Annotated in this window: 2 protein-coding genes; both read right to left on the bottom strand. The window is 32.5% G+C overall.

The genetic code is table 11. The features are described 5' to 3' along the window. A partial coding sequence (locus ACMUOV_RS02040) for a transglycosylase domain-containing protein (protein ID WP_413853302.1) occupies positions 1-752 on the bottom strand: 752 nt, incomplete at its 3' end. Between the two features lie 8 nt (positions 753-760). Continuing rightward, positions 761-3,278, bottom strand: a 2,518-nt coding sequence (locus ACMUOV_RS02035; protein ID WP_413853300.1) for an alpha-2-macroglobulin family protein, incomplete at its 5' end; no start/stop codon positions are given.

Below are 3,278 nucleotides of genomic sequence, written 5' to 3'. Positions count from 1 at the left end.
GGCATATCAAAAAAATGCTCTTTGTTTTTTGACTCGGGATATTTCTTTTTCCATTTGTCGTACAATATTTTTCTTGCAATTTTCATTTTGTCAAATCCGGTTTTTAAGGACGGTCTTCTGATATTCGGATTTTGCGGAATAACGGCAAGTGTAAGTTGTTCGTGCAACTCCAAGTCTTTTAATCTTTTATTAAAATAAATTAATGATGCGGCACCTATACCTTCAATATTATAACCGTAAGGTGCTATGTTAAAATATGCTTCCAAAATATCTTTTTTGGAATATCTCATCTCAAGCCATAAAGCCGAAAATATCTGTTTAATTTTTCCTGCAACGGTCTTGGTATTTAAATTGTATAGAATTCTTACGGTTTGCATTGTAATTGTAGATGCACCCTGTTTTCCGTTTTTTGATATAAAAGTAGTTTTTATTGCTCTTAAAAGAGAAACAGGATTTATACCGATATGAAAATAAAAATTTTTATCTTCATACATCAAAACAGCATGTTGAATTTGTTCGGGTATTTCGTTTAACGGATAAAAAACTCTGTATTTGTCATCGTAAGAAACGGTAACCCGTAAAAGATTTCCGTCACGTGAAAAAAATGATTTTGAAAAGGTATAATCATTTAATATTTTCGGTCTCGGAAAAAATCTTATTATTAAAATAATTACCGAACATATTATTATAAAAGCAATAATATTTTTGGCATATTTTTTAAAAAAGTTTAACATAGCAAATTGTAAAATCAATCAGTTTTCTACTTACGCGGATTTACTTTAAATACGGAATTGCCTGAAACAGCATATCTGTTTAAATCATATAAATGACAAGCTTCAACCGCAGGCAAAACAAAACTTCCTGAAGCTACAGCTTTTGCTTCATAAGAAAACTCTTTGGGTTCCGAACCGACAGATGTGTAAATTAATAATCTGTCTTCTCTAATGTCAAAACTGTCGAATGTACCGTTTAAACTTCCGGGAACAATACTTAATCCGCCGGGTAACAAATCCGTTACAACCATATTTGATACATACTTTTTATCCGTTGTTTTTACGGTAATTTTAACTTTAATTTCGTCGCCTACTCTAACAGCGTTTGTTTCGTTTCCGTCTTTATCAAAATATTTTTTATCAATTTGTAAACCTTTGGATATATTTTGCTTTTTATCTTTAAAAAATCCTTGTTGCGTTATTGCATAAAACAAACCGAGTGAACCTGTGGTATTTGATTTTACACTTATATTTTTTGCCTTGGAAGAAATTGTCGCTTGCATAAATCCGAGTGAATTTTTTGTTCTTTCCGCTTTTTGTCCGTCAATAAAAATTTCTATATTATCATCTTTATCTTTGTTGGCCGTTGAATAAGCGGCAACCGCCAAAACAGTTTTTGCGGAACTTAAAGTATTATAATTTTTGTTAACAATGTTATCCATGGCATTTTGTATTATTTTTGCAACGTCAGGATTATTTAAAATTTCGGGAAAATGTTTTGATATAAGATATACATATGTTAAATTTCTAACAAAATCGGAATCATAATCCGAATAAACCTGATTATCATTTTTCTCCGTTTTAACTTTAAATTTCTTTATTATATCTTGTGCTTTATCTTCGTTCTGTAACAATCTGTAAGCAGAAGCAATGTATGCCCCTGATATTGTTCCTGCCCAATTTTTAACATTATTATCAAAATAATCTTCCAATTTAGATAATTGTCCCGTTAAAACTATAGAGTTTCTTGCCAAAAGATAAAGTGCTTCGGCCTGCAAATCAGCTTCGTATTTATCGTTAGGTTCTTTAATAAAATTTCTTGTCCAATCCAACAACTTCTTTAACATTACACCGGGAACTTCATATCCCAAACTTTGTGCATCGGTAAGGAATTGCAATACATATAAAGATGCATAGTCGCTGACTCCTTCATAATCGGGCCACGGAGAAAAACCGCCGTCAACTCTCTGTCTTGAAGCTAACTTTTCAATATAACGTTTAAATATTGTTTTGTTTTCTTCCGTAAGGCCGTATAATGCTATGGAAGCATAAGTTTGACTTGTAATCTGTTCCGTACATCCGTGAGGAAATTTTTCCAAATATTTTTCCAAGCCAAACGCTATAATCAAAGGACTGTTTGATACAACAATATTTTTATCGCAAAACTCGTTATAACCGTCAATATTTTTAAAATTTTTTATATCGAAACTTTCGTTTTTACTTTCACCTACAGTAATATCTGTTGCATAAACACTTGCCGGACGAATGCTTAATGCAGAAGATATTTTTGCTTTGCTGTCCGAAAGTTTATCTGTTACATTAAACTTAATTTCCGCATTTCCCAATTTATCAAGTGCCTTAACTTTAAAATTTAAAGTACCTTCTTTTCCGTATTCTATATGAATATTTTTTATTTTTTCTCCTGACACTTCCAAATTATCCGAAACGGAAATTACAGCTTCAAGATCGGCAGCATTGGAATCTTCTTTACTGTTTGTAATTTTTAAATTAACATCAAAAACATCCGAAGGAGCAGCAACAACAGGTGCTCCTGCCGACAAAACTATCGGTGCTCTTACAACGACGGATTTTTCACTGCTGCCGAAAGAAGTGTTTTTACCTACGGCAACACACATAATTTTTAAGCGTCCGTTAAAATAGTCCGGAACATTATATGTATATTTTTTAGGGGTTTTATTACTGTCAATTATTCCCGACCAGAAAACCACGGGTGCCTGTGTTTGCCTTTTAAAAGGATTAAGTCCGGCATTTAAAAGAGCTTCTGCTTCGGAATCAAACCCCGTACCTCCGCCGATACCGTAAACTTCTTTTATTACAGAAAATTCGGGTAAGAACAAATCTAAAGTTTGATAAGAGCTTACATCAAGTGCCGGTTTCCTGAAGAAATACGATAAAGGATCCGGAGTTTTATATTTTGCTACTTGTAATATTCCTTCATCAACTCCGTAAATAATGATTCTGGCCGTCTCCGATGTTGAATATTCTATTTTAAGTTCGGAACCCGGCTTTACAAGTTCCGGAACTGTTATTTTCGGTTTTATTTCTTTTTTGGTATCGGATGCGATTTTAAAATATTTTAAAGCATAACTGTGAGGATTTAAAAATACTTCTTTTGAATTTTTTGCTTTCAAAACAGAAACATTTAAGTATGCTCCGTCATCAATGTTTCCCGGAACGGTTATTTTGCAAAGTTTGCTGTTGGTATCCATATTAAACCATTTATAAGCATAAACTTTATCTTTTTCAATTGTAATTAATCCTACT

The organism is Candidatus Ruminimicrobium bovinum (assembly GCF_902760015.1).
Classification (GTDB): Bacteria; Elusimicrobiota; Endomicrobiia; order Endomicrobiales; family Endomicrobiaceae; genus Ruminimicrobium; species Ruminimicrobium bovinum.
Note: the sequence above shows the minus strand (reverse complement) of the source record. Positions and strands in the feature narration are given on the sequence as shown.